This window comes from Achromobacter sp. K91 (assembly GCF_003576205.1).
GTDB classification, from domain to species: Bacteria; Pseudomonadota; Gammaproteobacteria; order Burkholderiales; family Burkholderiaceae_B; genus Achromobacter; species Achromobacter aegrifaciens.
The window spans coordinates 177,605-199,641 of sequence record NZ_QWFB01000037.1; the positions used below are offsets into that span (position 1 = coordinate 177,605).

Annotated in this window: 23 protein-coding genes; 14 read left to right on the forward strand and 9 right to left on the reverse strand. The window is 64.6% G+C overall.

Annotated elements, in window-relative coordinates:
* Positions 1–129 carry a hypothetical protein gene (locus tag DXK93_RS32500; RefSeq protein ID WP_255423521.1) on the reverse strand — a complete coding sequence of 43 codons (129 nt, stop codon included), beginning with the start codon at positions 127–129 and terminating at the stop codon, positions 1–3.
* Between DXK93_RS32500 and DXK93_RS19850 the strand changes: the two genes are divergently transcribed.
* Positions 128–580 (forward strand): DUF2214 family protein, encoded by a 453-nt coding sequence (locus tag DXK93_RS19850; RefSeq protein WP_119450943.1) that lies wholly within the window; start codon positions 128–130, stop codon positions 578–580. The two genes, DXK93_RS32500 and DXK93_RS19850, sit on opposite strands and share 2 nt — an antisense overlap.
* Before the next feature lie 24 nt (positions 581–604).
* Here DXK93_RS19850 and DXK93_RS19855 read toward each other — a convergent pair whose 3' ends face one another.
* The 8 genes from DXK93_RS19855 to DXK93_RS19895 form a co-directional block, all read right to left on the reverse strand.
* Positions 605–1,717: a hypothetical protein gene (locus tag DXK93_RS19855; RefSeq protein ID WP_119450944.1), complete on the reverse strand. Its 1,113-nt coding sequence runs from the start codon at positions 1,715–1,717 to the stop codon at positions 605–607.
* A gap of 101 nt (positions 1,718–1,818) precedes the next feature.
* Positions 1,819–3,129: a citrate synthase gene (locus DXK93_RS19860; protein WP_013392312.1), complete on the reverse strand. Its 1,311-nt coding sequence runs from the start codon at positions 3,127–3,129 to the stop codon at positions 1,819–1,821.
* Between the two features lie 19 nt (positions 3,130–3,148).
* Entirely contained in the window at positions 3,149–3,409 is a 261-nt protein-coding gene (locus DXK93_RS19865) for a succinate dehydrogenase assembly factor 2 (protein ID WP_013392311.1), read from the reverse strand.
* A gap of 133 nt (positions 3,410–3,542) precedes the next feature.
* Positions 3,543–4,259 carry a succinate dehydrogenase iron-sulfur subunit gene (locus DXK93_RS19875; RefSeq protein ID WP_054450743.1) on the reverse strand — a complete coding sequence of 239 codons (717 nt, stop codon included), beginning with the start codon at positions 4,257–4,259 and terminating at the stop codon, positions 3,543–3,545.
* An 18-nt stretch (positions 4,260–4,277) separates the two neighbouring features.
* Positions 4,278–6,044 carry a succinate dehydrogenase flavoprotein subunit gene (gene sdhA / locus DXK93_RS19880; RefSeq protein WP_225589297.1) on the reverse strand — a complete coding sequence of 589 codons (1,767 nt, stop codon included), beginning with the start codon at positions 6,042–6,044 and terminating at the stop codon, positions 4,278–4,280.
* Between the two features lie 15 nt (positions 6,045–6,059).
* The gene (gene sdhD, locus DXK93_RS19885; RefSeq protein ID WP_119450945.1) at positions 6,060–6,443 is read right to left on the reverse strand and encodes a succinate dehydrogenase, hydrophobic membrane anchor protein; all 384 of its coding nucleotides are present in this window, start codon (positions 6,441–6,443) and stop codon (positions 6,060–6,062) included.
* On the reverse strand, positions 6,443–6,856 hold the full coding sequence (gene sdhC / locus DXK93_RS19890; protein WP_013392307.1) for a succinate dehydrogenase, cytochrome b556 subunit: 414 nt from the start codon (positions 6,854–6,856) through the stop codon (positions 6,443–6,445). Before sdhC ends, sdhD begins: the two co-directional genes overlap by 1 nt.
* A gap of 121 nt (positions 6,857–6,977) precedes the next feature.
* A complete protein-coding gene (locus DXK93_RS19895; protein ID WP_042792450.1) occupies positions 6,978–7,757 on the reverse strand; it encodes a GntR family transcriptional regulator in 780 nt (259 codons plus the stop codon).
* A 451-nt stretch (positions 7,758–8,208) separates the two neighbouring features.
* Here DXK93_RS19895 and DXK93_RS19905 point away from each other — a divergent pair, with 451 nt between their 5' ends.
* The 13 genes from DXK93_RS19905 to hslO all read left to right on the forward strand — a co-directional run bounded on the left by DXK93_RS19905 (position 8,209) and on the right by hslO (position 21,975).
* The gene (locus DXK93_RS19905; protein ID WP_013392305.1) at positions 8,209–9,198 is read left to right on the forward strand and encodes a malate dehydrogenase; all 990 of its coding nucleotides are present in this window, start codon (positions 8,209–8,211) and stop codon (positions 9,196–9,198) included.
* 252 nt (positions 9,199–9,450) lie between these two features.
* A complete protein-coding gene (prpB, locus tag DXK93_RS19910) occupies positions 9,451–10,341 on the forward strand; it encodes a methylisocitrate lyase (protein WP_054450739.1) in 891 nt (296 codons plus the stop codon).
* A 95-nt stretch (positions 10,342–10,436) separates the two neighbouring features.
* On the forward strand, positions 10,437–11,630 hold the full coding sequence (gene prpC, locus DXK93_RS19915; protein ID WP_042792448.1) for a 2-methylcitrate synthase: 1,194 nt from the start codon (positions 10,437–10,439) through the stop codon (positions 11,628–11,630).
* Between the two features lie 70 nt (positions 11,631–11,700).
* Entirely contained in the window at positions 11,701–13,152 is a 1,452-nt protein-coding gene (locus DXK93_RS19920) for a bifunctional 2-methylcitrate dehydratase/aconitate hydratase (RefSeq protein WP_054450738.1), read from the forward strand.
* 99 nt (positions 13,153–13,251) lie between these two features.
* A complete protein-coding gene (locus DXK93_RS19925; RefSeq protein ID WP_199728317.1) occupies positions 13,252–13,680 on the forward strand; it encodes a CopD family protein in 429 nt (142 codons plus the stop codon).
* 33 nt (positions 13,681–13,713) lie between these two features.
* A complete protein-coding gene (locus tag DXK93_RS19930) occupies positions 13,714–15,450 on the forward strand; it encodes a class I SAM-dependent RNA methyltransferase (protein WP_119450946.1) in 1,737 nt (578 codons plus the stop codon).
* A gap of 245 nt (positions 15,451–15,695) precedes the next feature.
* The gene (locus tag DXK93_RS19935) at positions 15,696–15,884 is read left to right on the forward strand and encodes a hypothetical protein (RefSeq protein WP_006389355.1); all 189 of its coding nucleotides are present in this window, start codon (positions 15,696–15,698) and stop codon (positions 15,882–15,884) included.
* 129 nt (positions 15,885–16,013) lie between these two features.
* Complete coding sequence (locus DXK93_RS19940; protein ID WP_054450734.1) at positions 16,014–16,532, forward strand: RDD family protein; 519 nt, start codon at positions 16,014–16,016, stop codon at positions 16,530–16,532.
* Positions 16,533–16,679: 147 nt separating this feature from the next.
* Complete coding sequence (locus tag DXK93_RS19945; RefSeq protein ID WP_119450947.1) at positions 16,680–17,588, forward strand: DUF2167 domain-containing protein; 909 nt, start codon at positions 16,680–16,682, stop codon at positions 17,586–17,588.
* Between the two features lie 145 nt (positions 17,589–17,733).
* Positions 17,734–18,606 carry a UDP-2,3-diacylglucosamine diphosphatase gene (locus DXK93_RS19950; RefSeq protein WP_119450948.1) on the forward strand — a complete coding sequence of 291 codons (873 nt, stop codon included), beginning with the start codon at positions 17,734–17,736 and terminating at the stop codon, positions 18,604–18,606.
* A 127-nt stretch (positions 18,607–18,733) separates the two neighbouring features.
* Positions 18,734–20,428, forward strand: coding sequence for an acyl-CoA synthetase (locus DXK93_RS19955; protein WP_119450949.1), 1,695 nt, complete (start codon positions 18,734–18,736; stop codon positions 20,426–20,428).
* Between the two features lie 22 nt (positions 20,429–20,450).
* Complete coding sequence (locus tag DXK93_RS19960; RefSeq protein ID WP_054450727.1) at positions 20,451–20,972, forward strand: gamma carbonic anhydrase family protein; 522 nt, start codon at positions 20,451–20,453, stop codon at positions 20,970–20,972.
* A 73-nt stretch (positions 20,973–21,045) separates the two neighbouring features.
* Positions 21,046–21,975 (forward strand): Hsp33 family molecular chaperone HslO, encoded by a 930-nt coding sequence (gene hslO, locus DXK93_RS19965; RefSeq protein ID WP_054450725.1) that lies wholly within the window; start codon positions 21,046–21,048, stop codon positions 21,973–21,975.
* The last annotated feature ends 62 nt before the right edge of the window (positions 21,976–22,037 follow it).

The window sequence follows — 22,037 nt, forward strand, 5'->3', positions numbered from 1 at the left end:
TCAGCCGCTGAGCAATGGGCGCCCCTCGGGGCGCCCATTTTCATTGCGCGGGCTCATGCCGCCGCGATAGCCCGCCGGCACGGGCTGATGGTAAAAACCAAGTTCAACCTTGTTTTCTGGAGTCAACATGCTGGCCGACGCCTTGTATGCCTGGTTTCACTACCTGGCCATCTTCCTGCTGGTGGTGGTCCTGACCGCCGAAGCCGTGCTGCTGCGGCCCGATCTCACTGCCGCCGGCCTCAAGCGCCTGGTCATCTATGACCGCCTCTATGCGCTGAGCGCCGTGGTGGTGCTCATCACTGGTGTGCTGCGCCTGACGCTGGGCATCAAGGGCGCCGCGTTCTACATCAGCAATCCCTGGTTCCATGCCAAGATCACGCTCTTCGTCATCATCGGGCTCTGTTCGATCGCACCGACGATGACCTTCCTGCGCTGGGCCAAGCAGTCGCGGCAGCAGCCGGGCTTCTTGCCTGCGGCCGCCGACATCAAGCGGGCGCGGCGCTGGGTCATGATCGAATCGCACCTGTTCATCTTCCTGCCGCTGTTCGCCGTGCTGATGGCGCGCGGCATCGGCGCGTAACACCCGCCCGCGAGGGCCGTGCGCTCAAGGGCAGGATGCGCGACGGGGGGCCTCGGGTTCCTCGTCGCCCACGACGAAGGTGGCGAAGTGGAAGACGCCCACCGTGTCGTTCCGGACCACGTCCACGACCTCGCCAGCCAAGGTCTGCATCACCGACATGCCTTCCGGCACGTCCGCCTGGCCGTCGCGTGTGGCGGCCTGGCCATTCCAGGGGCTCAGCACCAGCACGCCCGGGAACGGCTCGCGCGCATCGCCGCGGCCGCGGCGCACCGACTTGACTTGGGTGCCGGCGGCATAGCTCACGCCGCCGAATCGCGTCGGGCAGGCCAGTTCCGCATCGCTGACCCGCAGCAGGCGCCGCGCCTCGTCCAGGTACAGCCGGGGCTCGCTCAAGGGCAGCCCGAATATCCGGACCGCCATCGGATCCTTGACCTCGATGCGCCAGCGGTCCGGATCGCTCGAGCCATCGGTGTAGACCGTGCCGCCGGAGCCGTAGACGATGGAACCCGGCGCAAGGTCCAGGGTTTCGGCGCGGTTGCCCGGCCCCAGCACGCACTTGTCCAGCGCCCTCATCGCGCCATCGCGCGCCACCTCGAATTCGATATCCTGCGTGGCGTCGCACTGCCAGCCCAGCACGGTCTGGCTGCCTGCGCCACGCAGGATGACGTTGCGCGGATAGCGGCCCCGCAAGGCGTAGGTTTCGTCGTCATAGTCCGAATTGAGATAGCGCCGCGCGCTCGACGCCTGCACGCCATACATGGCCACAGGCTGCGGAAATTCCGCTTCGAGATAGGTCTCCAGCTGCCCTTCGTCCTGCAGCTTCAGTCGAGTGCCCGCGGGCATGGCGATGCCGCCGACGGTCGTGACTTCCTGCAGCGTGACATTGCGGGCTGCCTCGGCACGGGCGCCCTCTCGTTCGATTTGCCAGATCACCGTCTGCACCCAGGCATAGAAGGCGAACGGCACGGCCAGCACGACGAACACCAGGGAAGAAGTCTTCCAGTACTTGCGCACCGTGCGGCGCGCGCCGCCGCTGGCGACCAGGACCACGGCCCAGGCCAGCAGCGCCAGACCGGCAAGAAAACCCAGGGAAACAAAAATGTAGAAGCCAGCAGAAGGCAGCGCTATCGGAATCATGGCAAGGATGGTACACGCCAAACCATCGCGCCGCGGCCACACGGCGTACAGGCAACAAAAAACCGCCCGAAGGCGGTTTCTTGTTCAAGCCAGACTGCGTATCAACGCTTGTCCATCGGGGGCACGTCGCGCGTGACCGAACCGGTGAACAGCTGGCGCGGACGGCCGATCTTGTAATCGGGATCCGACAGCATTTCGTTCCACTGGGCGATCCAGCCCACCGTGCGGGCCAGCGCGAAGATGGCCGTGAACAGCGAGGTCGGGATACCGATGGCGCGCTGGACGATACCCGAGTAGAAGTCCACGTTCGGGTACAGCTTGCGCTGGACGAAGTACGGATCCGACAGGGCGATGCGTTCCAGTTCCATGGCCAGCTTGAACAGCGGGTCGTTTTCCAGGCCCAGGGCCGAGAGCACTTCCTTGCAGGTTTCCTGCATCAGCTTGGCGCGCGGGTCGTAGTTCTTGTAGACGCGGTGGCCAAAGCCCATCAGGCGCACGCCCGAGTTCTTGTCCTTGACCTTCTCCATGAACTCGCCGACCTTGGCGATGCCGCCGTTGGCTTGCAGCTCTTCCAGCATCTGCAGGCAAGCTTCGTTGGCGCCGCCGTGAGCCGGGCCCCAAAGGCAAGCCACGCCGGCCGAGATGGCGGCGAACGGGTTGGTGCCCGACGAACCGCACAGGCGGACGGTCGAGGTCGAAGCGTTCTGCTCGTGGTCGGCGTGCAGGATGAAGATGCGGTCCAGCGCGCGCTCGACGACTTCGTTCACCTTGTAGTCTTCGCACGGCGTGGCGAACATCATGCGCAGGAAGTTGCCCGTGTAGGACAGGTCGTTCTGCGGGTAGATGAAGGGCTGGCCTTGCGAATACTTATAGGCCATCGCGACCAGCGTCGGCATCTTGGCGATCAGGCGGATGGCCGAGATGTGACGATGCTGCGGGTTCGTGATGTCGGTGGAGTCGTGGTAGAACGCGGACAGCGCGCCGACCAGGCCGGTCAGCACGGCCATCGGGTGCGCGTCGCGACGGAAGCCGCGCAGGAAGAAGTGCAGCTGCTCGTTGACCATCGTGTGATGGGTCACTTGCGAATCGAAATCGGCCTTCTGGTCCTTGTTGGGCAGTTCGCCGTTCAGGATCAGGTAGCAGATGTCCATGAAGTCGCAATTGACGGCCAATTGCTCGATGGGGTAGCCGCGGTACAGCAGTTCGCCCTTGTCGCCGTCGATGTACGTGATGCCCGATTCGCAGGCAGCGGTGGACATGAAGCCGGGGTCAAACGTGAACATGCCCGTCTGGCCGTACAGCTTGCGGATGTCGATCACATCCGGACCAACCGTACCCTTGTAAACAGGGAACTCAATGGGGGCGCTGCCATCCGAGAAGGATAGAGTGGCTTTTTTGTCAGACAGGTTCATGTTCATTCCTCTCAATTAATCAGAGCGCGCGCATCTGGCCAATGATGCTCCGAAGCCTGGGCGTGTCCAGCGCGCCCTCAAGCTCTTTGCGGGCCAGCAGCAGGTCGAGAAGGTCGTTGTCTCCCATCTCGAAAAGCTGCGTCAATGCGGCTACGTCATCATCGGTAAGCTCAGCCTCGTGGGCATCCAGATACCGGGTGATGATCAAGTCGTTTTCGAGCAAGCCGCGGCGCGCCCGCCAACGCAAGCGCGCCCGCTCCAATTCAGTTAGCTTGCTCATCCTTCTTTACACCTTTAAAAGCCCCCACGCCGCACCCGCTACGCGGGCTTGCTGCCCCCCTTGGGGGCGTTTTTGCCTTGGGACGGCCCGGCGGCAAAAAATGCCGCCGGAGGCAAAATGCGCTTAATAAAAACTAGACCGTACGGCGAACCATCAGTTCCTTGATCTTGCCGATCGCCTTGGTCGGGTTCAGTCCCTTGGGACAGACGTCGACGCAATTCATGATGGTGTGGCAACGGAACAGGCGGTACGGATCGTCCAGATTGTCGAGGCGGCTGCCCGTGGCTTCGTCGCGGCTGTCGGCGATGAAGCGGTAGGCTTGCAGCAGGCCGGCCGGGCCGACGAACTTGTCCGGGTTCCACCAGAACGACGGGCAGGAAGTGGAACAGCACGCGCACAGAATGCACTCGTACAGGCCATCCAGCTCTTCGCGGGCCTCGGGCGACTGCAGACGTTCCTTTTCGGGCGGCGGCGTGTCGTTGATGAGGTACGGGCGGATCGAGTGGTACTGGTTGAAGAAGTGCGTCATGTCCACGATCAGGTCGCGGATGACGGGCAGGCCCGGCAGCGGACGCAGAACGATGGGTTCCTTCAGTTCGCGCAGGTTGGTCGTGCACGCCAGACCGTTCTTGCCGTTGATGTTCATGGCGTCCGAACCGCACACGCCTTCACGGCACGAGCGGCGCAGGGCCAGGCTGTCATCGACGTCGTTCTTGATGCGCACCAGCGCATCGAGCAGCATCTTGTCGGTCGGCTGGAGTTCGACTTCCAGCTTCTGCATGTACGGGCGCTCGTCCTTGTCCGGATCGTAGCGGTAGATTTCGAACTTGACGATTCTCTTGGTGCTCATAGTGGGCTCAATCCGGACTTAGAAGGTACGCGCCTTGGGCGGGAAGGACTCGACCGTCAGCGGCTTCATCTGCACGGGCTTGTAATCCAGGCGGCTGCCTTCGGAGTACCACAGCGTGTGCTTCAGCCAGTTCTCGTCGTCGCGCGTCGGGTGGTCGTCCAGCGCGTGCGCGCCGCGGCTTTCGGTGCGGTTGGCGGCCGACTTGATCGTGGCGCGGGCCACTTCGGTCATGTTCGCCAATTCCAGCGCCTCGACGCGCGCGGTGTTGAACACCTTGGACTTGTCCTTGAAGTAGATGTTGTCGGCTTGCTTGGCCAGATCTTCGATCTGGGTCACGCCTTCGTTCAGCAGTTCCAGCGTGCGGAACACGCCGCAGTGGCGCTGCATCGAGAAGCGGATGGCGTTGCCGATGTCCTGGGTCTTCTCGCCCGAGGTGCGCGATTCCAGCTTGTTGATGCGGTCCAGCGAGAATTCGACGGCTTGCTGCGGCACGGGCTGGTGCGCGTGCTGGCGTTCCGGATGCGAATTGACGATGTGGTTGCCGGTGGCGCGACCGAACACGATCAGGTCCAGCAGCGAGTTGGTGCCCAGGCGGTTGGCGCCGTGCACCGACACTGCGGCGCATTCGCCGATGGCGTACAGGCCGTTGACGATCTTGTTCTCGCCGTTTTCGCGTGTCAGCACCTGGCCGTGGTAGTTGGCCGGAATGCCGCCCATCTGGTAGTGGATGGTCGGAACGACGGGGATCGGTTCCTTGATCGGGTCCACGTTGCCGAACTTGATCGCGATTTCGCGGATCGAGGGCAGACGCTTGTTGATCACGTCGGCGCCCAGGTGATCCAGCTTGAGGACCACGTAGCTGCCGTCCGGACCGCAGCCGCGGCCTTCCTTGATTTCCTGGTCCATCGAGCGGGACACGAAGTCGCGCGGGGCCAGATCCTTCAGCGTGGGCGCATAGCGCTCCATGAAGCGTTCGCCATCCTTGTTCAGCAGGATGCCGCCTTCGCCGCGCACGCCTTCGGTGATCAGCACGCCGGCGCCGGCCACGCCGGTCGGGTGGAATTGCCAGAATTCCATGTCCTGCAGCGGAATGCCCGCGCGGGCGGCCATGCCCAGGCCGTCACCGGTGTTGATGAAGGCGTTGGTGGAAGCGGCCCAGATGCGGCCGGCGCCGCCGGTGGCCAGCACCGTGGTCTTGGCTTCCAGGATGTAGATTTCGCCCGTTTCCATTTCCAGGGCGGTCACGCCCACGACGTCGCCCGCTTCGTTGCGCAGCAGGTCCAGCGCCATCCATTCGACGAAGAACTGGGTGCGCGCGGCGACGTTGCGCTGGTAGAGGGTGTGCAGCAGCGCGTGGCCGGTGCGGTCGGCAGCGGCACAGGCGCGCTGGACCGGCTTTTCACCGAAGTTGGCGGTGTGGCCGCCGAACGGACGCTGGTAGATGGTGCCGTCGGGGTTGCGGTCGAACGGCATGCCGAAGTGCTCGAGCTCGTACACGGCGTTCGGCGCTTCACGGCACATGAATTCGATGGCGTCCTGGTCGCCCAGCCAGTCCGAACCCTTGACGGTGTCGTACATGTGCCAGTACCAGTTGTCTTCGCTCATGTTGCCCAGCGAGGCGCTCACGCCGCCCTGTGCGGCAACCGTGTGCGAACGCGTGGGGAACACCTTGGACAGCACTGCAACGGACAGGCCCGCTTGGGACAGTTGCAGCGAACAACGCATGCCGGCTCCACCGGCGCCAACGACCACCACATCAAACTGGCGGCGCGGCAGGGATTTCATGACAGAGACCACGGCTTAAATGCTCCAGAGGATTTGCGCGAAGTAAACGACCGAACCGACCAGCCAGAGGATCGTCAGCACTTGCAGCAGCAGGCGCACGCCCACCGACTTGACGTAGTCCATCCAGATGTCGCGCACACCAATCCAGGCATGCCAGGCCAGCGCAATGAATGCAAGGGTGGCCAGGATCTGGCCAACCGGAAGAACGCCCACGTAGAAGTTGAACAGCGCGGTCCAGTGCTCGTACGTGAAGGCCGGCATAATCAGGATGCCGATGAGCAGCACCAGCGTATACACGGCCATGATGACGGCGGTGATGCGCTGGATGATGAAATCCATGACGCCGTAATGGGCGCCCACGACCAGACGCTTGGGTCCGTAGTTTTTGACGTCGGCCATTACAGCACTCCGAACAGTTTGAGAGCGAACACCAGGGTCAGCGCCAGGCTCACCCCGAAAACCACGCCGGCGCTCTTCTTGGCCGACAGCTTGTCGATACCGATGTGCAGGTCCAGCAGCAGGTAGCGGATGCCGGCACAGAAGTGGTGCAGATAGCCCCAGATCAGGACCAGGAAGACAAGCTTGACGATCGGGTTGCCGGCGTACGCGGCCACGGCTGCGAACGTCTGCGGTGCGGCCACGCTGGCCGCGAACAGCGGCAGAATGACCAAGGGAAGACAGAGGAACAGCAGCGCACCGCTGACGCGGTGCAGGATGGACAGCTTGCCGGCCAGGGGCAGGCGGTAGCTGGCGAGTTGCGCAATACCAATATTGCGAAACTGCGGACGTGGCTTGGCAGCGGTGTCGGACATGACGGCCTCGGTGTTTCGGAACTAGGGAATCGTTACGGCGGAAATGCCGTAGCCCTTGCGGGCAAACACGGTATTTTCGCCCAGAGATAGGGTCGGTATCAAATCGTAGGTAAAAAACTCATCAATTCAGACTATTGCGGTAGTGGTATCGATCGGTCAAGTACAACCCCCGGCGGATTTCCATGGGGCGGTCACCATACGTATAAGACACCCTATCAACCTGCAACAACGGCGTCCCGGCGGGAACATTAAGCAGCGGACAGACCTCGGCCGGCGCGATCACCGCGCGCAGCTTTTCGTCCGCGCGCACCATGCTCACGCCGAATTCGGATTCGAACAGACCGTAGAGCGGCGCCTTGTTGGCGGTCAACAGCTCCAGGGTCAGTCCACGGAAAATGGAACCGGGCAGCCAGATGTCGTCCACGACGGTGGGCGTCTGCCCCATGGACAGCAGGCGGCGGATCATGACGACGGTTTCGCCGGCACGCAGGTCCAGGGCGCGCGCGATCTCGGCGGGCGCCCGCAGGCGCCGGCATTCCAGGATGCGGCTTTCGGCCCGGCCGGCCTCGCCTTCGTCATCGGCGGCCAGGCGCAGGAAGCGGTAGCGCACGCGCGCTTCGTGGTGGGTGGCGACGAAAGTGCCCTTGCCCTGGCGGCGCAGCAGCATGTGCTCGGCAGCCAGCTCATCGACCGCCTTGCGCACCGTGCCCTGGCTTACCTGGAAACGGGCAGCCAGATCGATTTCGCTGGGGATGAGTTCGCCGGGCTTCCATTCGCCGCGTTCCAGGCTCTGGACAAGCAGATCCTTGATTTGCCGGTAGAGCGGACTGAAAGCGGCCCCCTCGCCCGCCGTGCGGGCGGCGCGAATGCGTAAGGAGGTTTCGGGCCGGGGCTCTGCCATGGATCTTTTTGATTGAGTCATGTTTATCCGGGGAAATGGGAGGGCGGCGCAAGGCAGCGAACCCATCCGCAATGCGCTGCTGCCGCCAGTGTTCTGGCTTGATACAGGCGCGCAACCGAAACCGGGTTGCGGCGCATTCGAATAAACGCTCTATTGTGGCATATTGGCCGGGCGGCTGTCCAACGTCTTATGTCTTATATAAGATAGAAGAGCAATTGACGGACACGTAAATTCGATCTAGGATTCAACGCTGTCCGGGCCCCGCGCCTGCCGCTGCGCCTGCCGCTGCGCCTGCCGCTGCGCCTGCCGCTGCGCCTGCCGCTGCGCCTGCCGCTGCGCCTGCCGCTGCGCCTGCCGCTGCGCACGCCGTTGCACACGCGTTGATTTTCACGCCCAACGATTACACTGCTTGGTGAGATTTTTTCTCGCCAAACCATTACGGAGAACGTCCATGTCCAAGCCTGCCTTGCGTGTCGCCGTCACCGGCGCCGCCGGCCAAATCGGTTACGCACTGCTATTCCGCATCGCCTCCGGCGAAATGCTGGGTAAAGATCAACCCGTCATCCTGCAACTGCTGGAAATCCCCGACGAGAAAGCGCAAAAGGCCCTGAAGGGCGTCATCATGGAACTGGATGACTGCGCCTTCCCGCTGCTGCAAGAAGTCACCGCCCACAGCGACCCGCGCACCGCCTTCAAGGACGCCGACGTGGCCCTGCTGGTTGGCGCCCGCCCGCGCGGCCCCGGCATGGAACGCAAGGACCTGCTGTCGGTCAATGCCCAGATCTTCACGGCTCAGGGCAAGGCCCTGAACGACGTCGCCAGCCGCAACGTCAAGGTCCTGGTCGTCGGCAACCCGGCCAACACCAACGCCTACATCGCCATGAAGTCGGCGCCGGACCTGCCCGCCAAGAACTTCACCGCCATGCTGCGCCTGGACCACAACCGCGCCTTGTCGCAACTGGCTGCCAAGTCCGGCAAGGCCGTCGCCGACATCGAAAAGCTGGTCGTGTGGGGCAACCACTCGCCCACGATGTACCCCGACTACCGCTTCGCCACCGTCGGCGGCGAATCGCTGTCCAAGCTGATCAACGACGACGCCTGGAACCGCGACACGTTCATCCCCACCGTGGGCAAGCGCGGCGCCGCCATCATCGAAGCCCGCGGCCTGTCCTCGGCCGCTTCGGCTGCCAACGCCGCCATCGACCACGTCCGTGACTGGGTCCTGGGCAGCAACGGCAAGTGGGTCACGATGGGCATCCCGTCGGACGGCTCCTACGGCATCCCCGAAGGCATCATCTACGGCGTGCCGGTCACGACCGAAAACGGCGAATACAAGCGCATCGAAGGCCTGGAAATCGACGCCTTCTCGCGCGAGCGCCTGGACTTCACGCTGAAAGAGCTCCTCGAAGAGCGCGACGGCGTCAAGGACCTGCTGAAGTAAGCAGCGCATGAGTAAAGAATTGGGCCCGTTTGCGCGGGCCCAATTCCTAGGCAAGACCGAAACATAAACCTGTCCCTTTGCCCCTGCGCAAAGGAATGTCGCGAAGGGGACAGATTTATTTTCCGGGCCCGCGGTAAGGTCAGGAACCAGGACGGGACGCATCCCGGCCTGGCCTGCAACGCGCCAGTCCGCAGTCCAGTCGTTTCATCCGGGGCCCACGAAAACACCCGGTCCAAATTACGGAGACCACCCATGTCCAGACCCGAATCCGCCGGCGCCCTCTTTCGCCGCGCGCTTGCCGAAGAAAGCCCCCTGCAGATCATCGGCGCCATCAACGCCAATCACGCGCTGTTGGCCAAGCGCGCCGGCTACCGCGCCATCTACCTGTCCGGCGGCGGCGTCGCGGCTGGTTCGCTGGGCCTGCCCGACCTGGGCATCAACACCATGGACGACGTCCTGACGGACGTGCGCCGCATCACCGACGTCTGCGACGTGCCCCTGGTGGTCGACATCGATACCGGCTTCGGCCCGTCGGCGTTCAACATCGCCCGCAGCGTCAAGAGCCTGATCAAGTTCGGCGCCGCCGCCTGCCACATCGAAGACCAGGTCGGCGCCAAGCGCTGCGGCCATCGCCCCGGCAAGGAAATCGTCTCGACCGAAGAAATGGCCGACCGCGTCAAGGCCGCGGCCGACGCCCGCACCGATACGGACTTCTACCTGATCGCCCGCACCGACGCGATTGCCTCCCATGGCGTGGACGCCGCCATCGAGCGCGCGCTGGCCTGCGTGGAAGCGGGCGCCGACGCGATCTTCGCCGAAGCCGCCTACGACCTGCCTACCTACGACCGCTTCGTCAAGGCGGTCAAGGTGCCGGTGCTGGCCAACATCACCGAATTCGGCAAGACGCCGCTGTTCTCGGTGGAAGAACTGAAGAGCGTGGGCGTGGGCATGGTGCTCTACCCGCTGTCGGCCTTCCGCGCCATGAACAAGGCAGCCGAAGCGGTCTACACCGCCATCCGCCGCGATGGCCACCAGAAGAACGTGGTGGACCTGATGCAGACGCGCGAGGAACTGTACGACCGCATCGGTTACCACGAATTCGAATCGAAGCTGGACGCGCTGTTCCAGAAGGGCAAGGCCTAAGCCAGCCCACGGTTTCCGGCGTCGCGGCAGCCGCCCGGCGCCTTGCATGCCCACCCCCAATAGCAACGACCATCGCGAAAGGAAGGAGTAGAGACATGAGCACGGCTCCCAAGAAGCAAGTGGCCAAGACGGACGCCCAGCCGGAAGAAAAAGCCGGCTTCAAGCCCAAGAAGTCGGTTGCGCTGTCCGGCGTCGTCGCCGGCAACACCGCACTGTGCACGGTCGGCCGCAGCGGCAACGACCTGCACTACCGCGGCTACGACATCCTGGACATCGCCGACGCCAGCGAGTTCGAGGAAATCGCCCACTTGCTCGTCCACGGCAAGCTGCCGAACAAGGCCGAACTGAAGGCCTACAAGGAAAAGCTGCGCAGCCTGCGCGGCCTGCCCGCCCAGCTGCAAGCCGCGCTGGAAGCCTTGCCCGCCGCCAGCCACCCGATGGACGTGATGCGCACCGCCGTGTCCGTGCTGGGCTGCGTGCTGCCTGAAAAAGACGACCACAACACCCCGGGCGCGCGCGACATCGCCGACCGCCTGATGGCCAACCTGGGCTCGGCGCTGCTGTACTGGTACCACTACAGCCACAACGGCCGCATCATCGACGTGCAGACGGACGACGACAGCATCGGCGGCCACTTCCTGCACCTGCTGCACGGCGAAAAGCCCAGCGACGAGTGGGTCAAGGCCATGCACATCTCGCTGAACCTGTACGCCGAACACGAGTTCAACGCGTCCACGTTCACGGCCCGCGTCATCGCCGGCACCGGCTCGGACATGTTCTCCGCCATCTCGGGCGCCATCGGCGCGCTGCGCGGCCCCAAGCACGGCGGCGCCAACGAAGTGGCCTTCGACGTGCAGAAGCGCTATGAAACCCCGGACGAGGCCGAGGCCGACATCCGCCGCCGCGTCGAAGCCAAGGAAGTTATCATCGGCTTTGGCCACCCCGTCTATACCGTGTCCGACCCACGCAACAAGGTCATCAAGGAAGTGGCCAAGAAGCTGTCCAAGAAGGCCGGCAGCACCAAGATGTTCGACATCGCCGAACGCTTGGAAACGGTCATGTGGGACATCAAGAAGATGTTCCCCAACCTGGACTGGTTCTCGGCCGTCAGCTATCACATGATGGGAGTCCCCACCGCCATGTTCACGCCGCTGTTCGTCATCGCGCGCACGGCGGGCTGGTCGGCCCACATCATCGAGCAGCGCATCGACAACAAGATCATCCGCCCCACCGCCAATTACGTGGGCCCGGAAGACCAGAAGTTCGTGCCGCTGGAAAAGCGCAAGTAAGCCACGACACCAGGGCGCGGACGAGGGCACGGCATGGCCACCTGTATTCATTCCATGGAGAGGTACCGCTATGTCTGCCCCGATCTCCAACGTCCGTCCCGATCCCGACCTGGTTCTGGTCGATATCGCCGACTACGTCCTGAAGTATGAAATCCAGAGCGGCCTGGCGTACGAAACGGCGCGCAACTGCCTGATCGACACGCTGGGCTGCGGCCTGGAAGCGCTGGAGTACCCAGCGTGCAGGAAACTCCTGGGGCCCATCGTCCCCGGCACGACAGTGCCCCACGGCGCCAAGGTGCCGGGCACGCAATTCCAGCTCGATCCCGTGCAGGCCGCCTTCAACATCGGCACGATGATCCGCTGGCTGGACTTCAACGACACCTGGCTGGCCGCCGAATGGGGCCACCCGTCCGACAACCTGGGCGGCATCCTGGCCACCGCCGACTGGCTGTCCCGCACGGCGGTCGCGGCCGGCAAACCGCCCCTGCTGATGCGCGACGTGCTGACCGGCATGATCAAGGCGCACGAGATCCAGGGCTGCATCGCACTGGAAAACTCCTTCAACAAGGTCGGCCTGGACCACGTCGTGCTGGTGAAAGTTGCCTCCACCGCCGTGGTGGCGCAGATGCTGGGCCTGAGCCGCGATGAAGTGATCAATGCGGTGTCGCTGGCCTGGGTCGATGGCCAGAGCCTGCGCACCTATCGCCACGCGCCCAATACCGGCAGCCGCAAGAGCTGGGCCGCGGGCGACGCCACCAGCCGCGCCGTGCGCCTGGCGCTGATCGCCCGGACCGGCGAAATGGGCTATCCGTCCGTGCTGACGGCCAAGACCTGGGGCTTTTACGACGTGCTGTTCAAAGGCCAGCCGTTCCGGTTCCAGCGCCCCTACGGCAGCTACGTGATGGAAAACGTGCTGTTCAAGATTTCGTTTCCAGCCGAATTCCATGCGCAGACCGCCGTCGAGTGCGCAATGGAACTCCACGCTCGGCTGCAGGCCGCCGGCAAGAACGCCGACGACATCGCGAAAATCACAATCCGCACGCACGAAGCCTGCATCCGCATCATCGACAAGAAGGGACCGCTGGCCAACCCGGCCGACCGGGACCACTGCATCCAGTACATGGTGGCGGTACCGACGCTGTTCGGCCGCCTGACCGCGGCCGACTACGAGGACGCGGTGGCGCGGGATCCGCGCATCGACGCGCTGCGCGACAAGATTGTGTGTGTCGAAGACCCGGCTTACACCCGCGACTATCACGACCCCGACAAGCGTTCGATCGCCAATGCGCTGACGGTGGAATTCAAGGACGGCACGCGGCTGGACGAGATCGTCTGCGAGTACCCCATCGGCCACAAGCGCCGCCGCGCCGAAGGCATACCGCTGCTGGAAACCAAGTTCCGCACCAATCTGGCGCGCATGTTCCCAGCCCGCCAGCAAGACCGCATCCTGCAGGCCTCGCTGGACCAGAAGCGGCTGGAAGCCATGCCGGTCCACGAGTACGTCGACCTGTACGTGATCTGAGCCGCCTCCCCGCAAAGCCCTGTCCGCGGGGCTTTGCCTCTTGGCCTGAACGCGTAGTGGCGCAGCTTACAATGCGGCTTTCCTCGACTGGATCGCGCCATGGCCATGCTTTGGGTCAAGACCTTTCATATTGTCTTTATCGCTTCCTGGTTCGCCGGCCTGTTCTACCTGCCGCGCATATTCGTGAATCTGGCGCAGCAATCGGACCCCGCGGTCCAGACCACCCTGCTGGGCATGGCGCGCCGCCTGTACCGTTTCACCACCATCCTGGCCGTGGTCGCGGTGATATTCGGCATGTGGCTCTATCTGGGTTATCGCATCGGCGTGGGCCCCGGCAACGGCTGGATGCACGCCAAGCTCTTTTTCGTCCTGCTCGTCATCGGCTACCATCACGCCTGTGGCCTGATGCTGCGCAAATTCGAACAGGGCAAAAACACCCGTTCGCACAAGTTCTATCGCTGGTTCAACGAAGTTCCCGTCTTGCTGCTCTTGGTGGTGGTGGCGCTGGTCGTCGTCAAACCCTTCTGATACCCCTACCTCTGCACATTCGCCAGGATTCGTATGTCCTCTGATGAACAGGACCGCCCGCGCAAGACGCTGACGATCAAGAAAACGGCGCGCGACGCCTATGCCGAAGACGCCCCCAAGCGCACCCGCAGCGGCGCCCGCGCCCGTCTGGTCGCGCAACAGGAGCGCACCAAGGAAAGCATCGAACGCCAGAAAGATCCCGCCGCCTATCAGCGGCGCAAGGACGAGGAAGCCCGCGGCCCGCGTGGCGCCGGCCGCGGCCAGTCCGCGCGCGGCGCGTCGGATCGGGCGGCGCCGGGACGCGGCGCCTCGGACCGGGCGGCATCGGGGCGACCTGCTACGGACCGCAAACGGGCCGACAGCCCGCGCCGCGAAACTGAATCCGGCGGCCGCTCCGGCCGCGCCCCGCAGCGCGCGCCGCGCCTGCGCGACGATCAGTACATCGCGCCGGCCACCCCGGCGGGACGCTTCTACGACCCGTTCGAGGACGACGGTCCGGCGCCGGAATATCAGGCTGAACCCGAGCACGAATCGGATTTTGTCGAAGCACGTAACCGGGACCAAGACCACCGCGAACCCGCCGTCGAGGTCCGCAGCCGCCGTCCGCGCGAAACCCGCCAGGCGGAAACATTTCCCATCTTTGCCCCCTGCCCCCAAGGACTGGAAGAGGCGCTGACGGCCGAAATGCAGGCGCTGGGCTTCGAAGACGCCCAGGCCGGCCGCGCTGGCTGCTCGTTCACGGCCGATTGGGCCGGCGTGCAGCGCGCCAACCTGTATTCGCGCCTGGCCACCCGTATCCTGGTGCAGGTCGCCCATGCCGAGATTTCGCACGAAGACGACATCCTGGACCTGGCCCGCGACACTCCCTGGGAACGCTGGTTCGGCGCGGAGCAGACCCTGCGCGTGGATACCTCGGCCATCAAGAGCCCGGTGCAAAGCCTGCAGTACTGCAATTTGCGCGCCAAGGACGGTATCTGCGACCGCCTGCGCGAACTGGAAGGCGAACGCCCCAGCATCGACACCGTGCGTCCGGATGCCCGCGTGCACCTGTTCCTGACCGGGCATACCGCGACGCTATACCTGGACACCTCGGGCGAGTCGCTGTTCAAGCGCGGCTGGCGCCTGGACAAGGGCGAGGCGCCGCTGCGCGAGAACCTGGCCGCAGGCATGCTGGCGCTGGCGGGCTGGGATCCGGCCGCCCCGCTGCTGGATCCGTTCTGCGGATCGGGCACCATCCTGATCGAGGCTGCCTGGATCGCCCTCGGCGTGCCCCCGGGCATCTCGCGCCCGTTCGGCTTCGAACGCCTGCGCGGACATGACGCCTACCGCTGGCGCGACCTGAAGAACGATGCCCGCGCGCGCATCCTGCCGCAACTGGACGCGCCGCTGGTCGGCTACGACCTGGACCCGCGCGCGATCGAATTCGCCCGCAACAACGCCGAACGCGCCTGGCTGACCGAAGACTCGATCCGCTTCGAGGTCGGCGATGCCCGCCACGTCACGGCGCCCGCCGACCACGGCTGGATCGTCACCAACCCGCCCTATGGCGAGCGCATGGGGACGGAACAGGACGCGGATCTGTGGCGCGACTGGGCCACCTGCCTGAAGCGCAATTTCGCGGGCTGGCAACTGCACGTCATCACCAGCGACCTCACCTTGCCCAACCAGATGCGCTTGAAGCCCAAGCGCCGCGTACCGCTGCACAACGGTTCGCTGGACTGCCGCCTGTTCGGTTTCGAGCTGGTCGCGGCCGGTTACCGCGACGCCTGAGCGCCCCTGCACCCCGGGAGGTTTCGGCCCCCGGCGCCCCCTTCCCCTTGAACAGCGCGTTGTAAAGGCGCCGCAACATGGCGCGCTTATCTTTGCTTATGGTTTTCCCCAGCACCGTTTGAGCGCATCATCGCACCAAGGTGTTGCCAATATGCACCAGGCACTTGCACAAGTTCAGGGTTAACCCCTATAATTCGGGTTATCCCTAGTAGCTAAACAAACAGTGCAAGCCCGTGGAGGCTATTGTGATCAACCCGAACAACACCATCCGCCTGACCGACGAACTCGAGCGCCAACTGATGCTCCAGGCTATCGAAGAACAATTCCGCCCGCACCCGATGCGGGCGTTGGCCGCCGGCCTGCGTAAGCTGGCCCACGGCATCCGTGCCCTGGCTGGCAAGACGAGCGCCAAGAACGCGCACTCCGCCGCCTGAGCAAGGCCCAGGCTTACGGCCTGAACAGTTTTCCCCTTGGGGGCTGCATAGCCCCTTTTAAGACCCGCCCTTACCGGTGGGTTTTTTTTTGCCTTGGAAGGCCTGGGCTTTGTCGGATAATAGCGACCCATGACGACCGACGCCCTCCTCGACCAGACCCCCAACCGGCTGCGCCGGTTCGCCTGCATGATGTACGAAGCCGTGCTGCTGTTTGGCGTGGTGTTCCTGGCTGGCTACCTGCTGGATACCCTGACCCAGAGCAAGAACGCGCTGGAATTGCGCGGCGCCCGGCAGGCCTGGCTGTTCGTCGCCATCGGAGCGTATTTCGTGCTGTGCTGGCGACGCCGCGGCCAGACCCTGCCCATGAAAACCTGGAACATCCGCTTGGTCGACCGCGACGGCAACACCCCGTCCACGACCCGCCTGATGTTGCGCTACGTCCTGGTCTGGCCTCTGGTGCTGGCCGGCGCGGCGGTCGTGTGGGCGGCCGCCAGCGCCACCGGCTGGCCTTCGATGGACATGTTCATCGTCGCCGCGCCCTTCACCATCTTCGTCTGGTCCTGGTTCGATCCCGACGGCCAGTTCCTGCACGATCGCATCCTGGGCACGCGGCTGCGCAACGCGCCGCGCCACAAGAAGGCCCGCTAGCCTGCGCCGGCAGCGTCAGCCGACCCGCCGTATACATTCTGCGACAAACGGCAACATCGTGCGCCGAATTAGCCTTTTGCTTTCAGAAAGTTGAAAGTCGACCGCAAAGACAATGGGGCCCCTTTTTTCAGACGCCCTAGAACCATCATGCGCGCTTTCCTTTCCCGTGTTGCGCTGGCCGCCGCCAGCGCCCTGTTCCTGCTGCCCGCCGACGCCCTGGCGCAGAACGCCGCCGCCCAACAGGAAATCGAAGCGGCCACCAAGGCCGCCTTCGCCGCTGCCCAGGAAGGGCCCGCCGACGTCAAACTGGGCGAGCAGGCGGTCGTGCATCTGCCCGAATCCATGTTCTTCGTGCCGCGCCTGCAGGCGGACCGGCTGATGGCGGCCTACGGCAACGGCAAGGATCCTTCCCTGCTGGGCGTGGTGATGCCCAAGAGCGACGATGACGATTGGGTCATCACCGTCAATTTCGACAAGGCCGGCTACATCAAGGACGACGACGCCAAGAACTGGAACGTCAACGAATTGCTGGACAGCCTGCGCGAAGGCACCGAGCAGTCCAACGAAGAGCGCAAGAAGCGTGGCTTCCCCGAACTGATCATGGACGGCTGGGTCGAGGCGCCGAAGTACGACAGCAACTCGCAGCGCCTGGTCTGGTCGGTCGCGGTCAAGCACAAGGGCGAAAGCGCCACCGAGAACCCCACCGTCAACTACAACACCTACGCGCTGGGCCGCGACGGCTACATCACGCTGGACCTGATCACGCAGAAGAGCATGGTGCCCAAGGATAAGACGGCCGTGCTGACCCTGCTGGACAACCTGAACTACGTCGAAGGCAAGCGCTACGCCGACTTCAACTCCTCGACCGACAAGGTGGCCGAGTACGGCCTGGCCGCCCTGGTGGCTGGCGTAGCGGCCAAGAAACTGGGCCTGTTCGCCGTGATCGCCGCCTTCCTGGCCAAGTTCGCCAAGGTCGGCCTGCTGGCCGCGGCCGCGCTGGGCGGCGGCATCTGGAAGCGCCTGCGGGCCAAGAAGGCCAACCCGCAGCAGCCCTGACTGCCGACTCCGGTCGCGGCCCCCCCCGAACCCATGAACCCGATGCACGGCGGTCCGCCGTGCATCGCAGAGCCTCGCCCGCCGTCACAACAGCGTCACGCAGCGTTCACGTTCCGGTCATCGCCGGATGGTTTCATTCCCAGGCATGAGCACAGCCCCTGGGAAAGCGACCGTGAACGAAATCCGCCCCGCGCACTGGCGCGCCCTCTGGATTTCCGATATTCACCTGGGCACCGCCGGGTGCAAGGCGGAATTCCTCCTCGACTTCCTGGACCACAACGATTCCGACACGCTCTACCTGGTGGGGGACATCGTCGACGGCTGGCAGCTGCGCAAGCACTGGCACTGGCCCCGGGCGCACAACGACGTCATCCAGCGCATCCTGCGCAAGGCGCGCAACGGCACCCGGGTCGTATTCATCCCGGGCAACCATGACGAATTCGCGCGCGAGTTCGCTGGCTATGCCTTCGGCGACATCGAGATCCTGGACGAGGACGTGCACACCACCGCCAAGGGGCAGCGCCTGCTGGTGCTGCATGGCGACCAGTTCGACGGCGTGATCCAGCACAGCCGCTGGCTGGCCCACCTGGGCGACGGGCTCTACCAACTGGCGCTGTGGATCAACCATCATTTCAACCGGCTGCGCCACCGCCTGGGACTGCATTACTGGTCCCTGTCGCAATACCTGAAGCACAAGGTCAAGAACGCCGTGTCCTTCATCACGGACTTCGAAGAGGCGCTGGCGGGCGAAGCCCGGCGACGGGGCCTGGACGGCGTGGTCTGCGGCCATATCCACAAGGCCGAACTGCGCTACGTGGGCGAGATCCTCTACTGCAACGACGGCGACTGGGTGGAGAGCCTGTCCGCCCTGGCGGAGACGCACGACGGCCAGCTCCAGTTGCTGGACTGGGCCACTGTCATGGCGGATCGCGAAGCCGATCCCGCCGCCCGGCCGCCCCGCTCGCTGACGCTGCCGGCCCTGCCCTCCGCACTGCGCCGCCAAGGCAAACACCCGTGATAACCCGTATGCGTCCCCGTTACGCAACGGGGATGTTGCAGTTCACGGCCCTCTAGGTCATGCTTGCATCTGGGGCAACGGGCCAACTTGACCCGTTCACGCTGCAACATGCTCACAACATAGGGCCATGAACGACCAATATCAGGCGCTCTACCAAACATTCCGCTGGCTGGTACCCACCCAGTTCAACATCGCGGAAGCGTGCTGCCACCGCTGGGCATCCAGCAGTCCGGATGCGCGGCGCATTGCCATCTACTACGAAGATGAATCTGGCAACCGCGAGGTCTGGACCTATGCCCGCCTGGCGGAAGCGGCCAATCAGCTGGCCAACGGCCTGGTGAAAATGGGCGTTGGGCGCGGCGACCGCGTGGGTGTGGTGCTGGGGCAACGGCCCGAGACCGTGGTGGCCCATATGGCCATCTACAGCGTCGGCGCGGTAGTGCTGCCGCTGTCCGCCCTGTTCGGCCCCGAGGCCCTGGAAAGCCGCCTGCGCGACTCCGAAACCCGGGTCGCGATCGTGGATTACGCCTCCAGCGCCAACCTGCTGGCCGTAAGCGACAACTGTCCCAACCTGCAGCAGATCATCGGCATCGGCTTCGCCGACGAACGCGTATTGCCCTGGCGCAGCCTGCTGGCGCGCCAACCCAGCGAATTCAAGATGGTCCAGACCCGTTCCTCGGATCCGGCCATCCTGCTCTATACCTCCGGCACCACCGGCGCCCCCAAGGGCGCGCTGCTGCCGCACAGCGTGCTGATCGGCAACCTGCCGGGCTTCGTGGCCTCGCAGGACTGGTTCCCCAAGCCCGCCGACGTGTTCTGGTCGCCGGCCGACTGGGCCTGGACCGGCGGCATGATGGACGCCCTTCTGCCCACCCTTTACTTCGGCCACCCCATCGTCGGCACGCGCGGCCGCTTCTCGGTCGAGCGCGCATTCGAGCTCCTGGAACGCTACCAGGTCACCAACACCTTCCTCTTCCCCACCGCGCTCAAGATGATGATGAAAGCGGTGCCGGAGCCGCGCGGCCGCTACCAGCTGGCCCTGCGTTCCATCATGAGCGCCGGCGAAAGCGTGGGCGAGACCGTCTTCGAATGGTGCCAATCGGCGCTGGGCGTAACGCCCAACGAAATGTTCGGCCAGACGGAAATGAACTACGTGGTGGGCAACAGCCAGAAGCGCTGGCCCGCCAAACCAGGCAGCATGGGCCGCCCCTACCCGGGCCATAACGTCGCGGTGCTGGACGAGGACGGCAAGCCGGTCGCGCCCGGCGCCACCGGCGAGATCGCCGTAAACCGGCTCGACATCCATGGCTACCCGGATCCCGTGATGTTCCTGGGCTACTGGCGCAATGAAACCGCCACCCAGGCCAAGTTCAAGGGCGACTGGTGCCTGACTGGCGACCTGGCCAAGATCGACGCCGACGGCTACCTCTGGTACGCAGGCCGCGCCGACGACGTATTCAAGTCCGCCGGCTACCGCATCGGGCCGGGCGAAATCGAAAGCTGCCTGATCGGGCATCCGGCCGTGGCCAACGCCGCCGTCGTGCCCAAGCCGGACGCCGAGCGCGGCGCCCTGGTCAAGGCCTACGTGGTGCTGACGCCGGAGTTCGCGCAGCGCGACCGCAACGACATCATCGAGAACCTGCAGGAACATGTGCGCGAGCGCCTGGCCCCGTATGAGTACCCAAAGGAGATCGAATTCGTCGACGAGCTGCCCATGACCACCACCGGTAAAATCCAGCGCCGCATCCTGCGCCTGCGCGAAGAAGAGCGCTCGCGGATGACCGCAGCCATTACAGACGCGCCGCACGCCCCCAAGGCGTGACGCCGCAACCGGAGACCTAGGCATGCCCATTTACCAGCTCGACGACCTGATTCCCCGCATCGACCCGGCGGCCTATGTGGCCGACAGCGCCGACATCATCGGCAACGTAACGCTGGAGGCAGGCGTCAGCATCTGGTCCAACGTGTCGATCCGCGGCGACAACGACGCCATCCTGATCAAGAGCGGCACCAATATCCAGGAAGGCAGCGTGCTGCACGTGGACGACGGCTGTCCCATGACCATCGGCCCCAACGTCACGGTAGGCCATCAGGCCATGCTGCACGGCTGTACCATCCATGAAGGCGCCCTCGTGGGCATGCAGGCCATCGTGCTGAACAATGCCGTCATCGGCCGCAACTGCCTGATCGGCGCCGGCGCCATCATTCCGGAAGACCGCATCATTCCCGACAACTCCCTGGTCATCGGCATCGGCAAGATCGTCCGCGAGCTCTCGGACGAGGAAATCGCCAATCTGCACAAGAACACCGCCCATTACGTGGCGCGCGGCCAACACTACAAGACCGCGCTGAAACGGATCGGCTGAGCGCCCCGGGGCGGCGCTTCGACCCTGCTGGCGGCAGGGGGAATAGACGGGCCTGATCGGCTAACATTCCTCCATGACCGATCAGCTCAAGAAATACCTTACCGAAGACCGCAGCGTCCGCATCCAGGCCGTGCGCCTGGACGCGACCTGGAAGGCCGTGCAGGCCAATCACGACTACCCTCCCGCCATCACCCACCTGCTGGGCGAACTGGTGGCGGCGTCCACGCTGCTGGCCGCCAACATCAAGTTCGACGGCTCGCTGGTGCTGCAGATCCAGGGCGACGGCCCCATTGCGCTGCTGGTGGTGGAATGCCGCAACGACCTGAGCCTGCGCGCCACCGTCAAGATGCGCGAAGGCCACGACGTGCCCAGCGACGGCAACATGCAAAGCCTGCTGAACCCGGGCGGCAACGGCCGTTTCATCGTGGTGCTGGATCCGCAGCGCAAGCTGCCGGGCCAGCAGGCCTATCAGGGTATCGTGCCCCTGCAGGGCGACACCGTGGCCGAAGCCCTGCAGCACTACATGAAAGCCTCCGAACAGCTGGATACCCGGCTGTGGCTGGCGGCCGACGCCGACCATGCCACGGGCATGCTGATCCAGCGCCTGCCCTACCACGGTGGCTCGGACGCGCCCGCTCTTACCGAGCAGAACGCCGCCGAAACCTGGGACCGTGCCTGCGCCCTGGCCGGCACCATCAAGCGCGACGAACTGCTGGCCACCGACATCGACACGCTGATCCATCGCCTGTTCTGGGAAGAAACCCTGGTGGCGTTCGATCCGCTGGCGGTGCGCTGGCACTGCCCCTGCACCCGCGAACGCGTGGCCAGTATGCTGCGCACGCTGGGCCAGGAAGAGATCAACAGCATCCTGGCCGAACGCGGCCAGGTCGACGTGGCCTGCGACTTCTGCGGCAAACCGTATAAGTTCGACTCCGTCGACTGCGCCACCTTGTTCTCGTCCGGCGCAGCTCCGGCCGCGGACGAACCTCCCACGGTGCACTGATCCACACCGGCGGCCTGGCCGCCGGGACGTTTCGATCACGCCGGCTTATCCTCATCGACAGG

Bases quoted from the DNA above. Each gene is read 5' to 3' on its own strand.
- DXK93_RS19905 (WP_013392305.1), top strand. From the start codon at position 8,209: ATGTCCAAGCCTGCCTTGCGTGTCGCCGTCACCGGCGCCGCCGGCCAA.
- DXK93_RS19895 (WP_042792450.1), bottom strand. From the start codon at position 7,757: ATGGCAGAGCCCCGGCCCGAAACCTCCTTACGCATTCGCGCCGCCCGC.
- DXK93_RS19920 (WP_054450738.1), top strand. From the start codon at position 11,701: ATGTCTGCCCCGATCTCCAACGTCCGTCCCGATCCCGACCTGGTTCTG.
- DXK93_RS19930 (WP_119450946.1), top strand. From the start codon at position 13,714: ATGTCCTCTGATGAACAGGACCGCCCGCGCAAGACGCTGACGATCAAG.
- prpC (WP_042792448.1), top strand. From the start codon at position 10,437: ATGAGCACGGCTCCCAAGAAGCAAGTGGCCAAGACGGACGCCCAGCCG.
- DXK93_RS19925 (WP_199728317.1), top strand. From the start codon at position 13,252: ATGGCCATGCTTTGGGTCAAGACCTTTCATATTGTCTTTATCGCTTCC.
- sdhC (WP_013392307.1), bottom strand. From the start codon at position 6,856: ATGTCCGACACCGCTGCCAAGCCACGTCCGCAGTTTCGCAATATTGGT.
- prpB (WP_054450739.1), top strand. From the start codon at position 9,451: ATGTCCAGACCCGAATCCGCCGGCGCCCTCTTTCGCCGCGCGCTTGCC.
- DXK93_RS19850 (WP_119450943.1), top strand. From the start codon at position 128: ATGCTGGCCGACGCCTTGTATGCCTGGTTTCACTACCTGGCCATCTTC.
- DXK93_RS19855 (WP_119450944.1), bottom strand. From the start codon at position 1,717: ATGATTCCGATAGCGCTGCCTTCTGCTGGCTTCTACATTTTTGTTTCC.
- DXK93_RS19940 (WP_054450734.1), top strand. From the start codon at position 16,014: ATGACGACCGACGCCCTCCTCGACCAGACCCCCAACCGGCTGCGCCGG.
- sdhA (WP_225589297.1), bottom strand. From the start codon at position 6,044: ATGAAATCCCTGCCGCGCCGCCAGTTTGATGTGGTGGTCGTTGGCGCC.
- sdhD (WP_119450945.1), bottom strand. From the start codon at position 6,443: ATGGCCGACGTCAAAAACTACGGACCCAAGCGTCTGGTCGTGGGCGCC.
- DXK93_RS19945 (WP_119450947.1), top strand. From the start codon at position 16,680: ATGCGCGCTTTCCTTTCCCGTGTTGCGCTGGCCGCCGCCAGCGCCCTG.
- DXK93_RS19860 (WP_013392312.1), bottom strand. From the start codon at position 3,129: ATGAACCTGTCTGACAAAAAAGCCACTCTATCCTTCTCGGATGGCAGC.
- DXK93_RS19865 (WP_013392311.1), bottom strand. From the start codon at position 3,409: ATGAGCAAGCTAACTGAATTGGAGCGGGCGCGCTTGCGTTGGCGGGCG.
- DXK93_RS19875 (WP_054450743.1), bottom strand. From the start codon at position 4,259: ATGAGCACCAAGAGAATCGTCAAGTTCGAAATCTACCGCTACGATCCG.
- DXK93_RS19950 (WP_119450948.1), top strand. From the start codon at position 17,734: ATGAGCACAGCCCCTGGGAAAGCGACCGTGAACGAAATCCGCCCCGCG.
- DXK93_RS19955 (WP_119450949.1), top strand. From the start codon at position 18,734: ATGAACGACCAATATCAGGCGCTCTACCAAACATTCCGCTGGCTGGTA.
- DXK93_RS32500 (WP_255423521.1), bottom strand. From the start codon at position 129: ATGTTGACTCCAGAAAACAAGGTTGAACTTGGTTTTTACCATCAGCCC.
- DXK93_RS19960 (WP_054450727.1), top strand. From the start codon at position 20,451: ATGCCCATTTACCAGCTCGACGACCTGATTCCCCGCATCGACCCGGCG.
- hslO (WP_054450725.1), top strand. From the start codon at position 21,046: ATGACCGATCAGCTCAAGAAATACCTTACCGAAGACCGCAGCGTCCGC.